This window comes from Pseudomonas sp. P5_B2 (assembly GCF_056400445.1).
Window position 1 is genome coordinate 1 of record NZ_JBFULH010000809.1, and the last position, 1,593, is coordinate 1,593.

The 1,593-nt window shown below is 55.7% G+C and carries 1 protein-coding gene; it reads right to left on the reverse strand.

The features are described from left to right. Positions 1-1,508: hypothetical protein (locus tag AC1DRJ_RS27005; RefSeq protein ID WP_477804839.1), on the reverse strand; the 1,508-nt coding region annotated here is incomplete at its 3' end. Positions 1,509-1,593 lie beyond the last annotated feature (85 nt).

Sequence of the window (1,593 nt, forward strand, 5' to 3'; positions counted from 1 at the left end):
GTGACCAACTGGTTCCAGGGGTTTTCAGCCAAAACGTTGACATCGAAACGGTGCGCGGGTTTCTTTTTATCAAAACGACTGGCTACTTTGGCGATGATGGGGACAGGACCTTCTTCGACAGGGCTGAAGAGCTTTGCACCCCAACCCTCATCACCCGTTGGCAACATCTCCACAGCCCCTCCACCAACTCGCCACTGAACATCAATCCCTGAAACACTCCCCACACCGGGAACCCGCGAGTGAATCTGAACTTCCAACTGAAGGTCGGAACCGCGCACTGAAGGAAACCTTGTCGGCAGTTTGAAATCCTCGATTTCCAACCAGTTATGCCCCAGCTCCACCGTCTGCAAGGGCGAYGGCTCCAGCAGTTTCGAACAGCTGACATTGAATTTGAATTGACTGTCTCTGGAATTGCCACACACCATCGTCCACTTCCGGCCCGCCCCCTCGACAGGGTTGAAATCCTTAAGGTCAGGCGTGAACTCAATTCCCAGTCCTTCGGGTGTACTCTCCCCGGTCCAATACAACGCCAGTTCGGTGTCGGCCAATGCATGACCGCTCGCCAGCGCCAGCGCTACTTCATGGGTCGCGCCAAGGCAGGGATAACCCGTTTCATTACCCCAAACCCATTCACCCGACGGGCCACCCAGCGTAAATGTCGCACTCAGCCATGGGTCCTCCTGCAGTGCACGTACCTTGAACGCATACCGGGCATCCTCCTTTTTATAGTAGCTGTCAACGGAAGCCACGATTTCGCAATCGCCTGCACTATCCGGCTTCCAGGTAAAACCGGCCTCACCGTTCTCATCCGAAGGTTGTATGAGCAACACGACATCGCCCTCACCCGTCGGACCTTTCAGCGTCCAGGTGACCATACGATTGGCCAGTGGCGTTTTGGTGTAATGGGACTCCACCCGCATACGCAGATCCACCTGTTGATCGAGATCGATCACCGGGTAATAGGCGGCCTCCTGCACAGGAATGACATCGAGCTGGAAATGCCCGGAAACCGAATTCAATTGATAAACATCGGCGGTGTATTGACTGCGAATGCCGAGGGTGTGCTCAAACTTAATATCGTCAACCCTCCCGGCGCAGCTGATCGTCCAAGGCTCGCTGACTGACTGCTCTCGCCCCCATGGCGGGCCAGCATCGAGAATGCTCTCAGGATCAGTTTCGCCACCATTCACCAGCAATCCCGCATTTGTTCCGATCCATCGATTGTTTTCCTTCACGTACAGGTCTAATTGATGATCGGCACCAAAACACAGGTGCAGCTTATCACCGGGGCGTTGCGACTTGCCCTTGATCCTTACTTTTGTCAGCTGCAAAGGCTCCAGTAACAGCTCCACACGGACGAACGCGACACGCACGGCACCAGGTCTGCCTGGCCCGCCGTTGTCCGGACTGATGACGGTAAATTTTACAGTCTCTTCTTCAGGGTCGAGTGTGAGCGGGTGAGGGTACTTGACAAGGTTGAGCTCCAGCAGAACTTCGTCGCCACCCAACGCCGGTTCCAGGTCTGCCTTGCGCGAGGGCACAAGCCGCAGATCCTCCTCACCTCCAAGACCTGGGCTGATCCGCAATGTACCC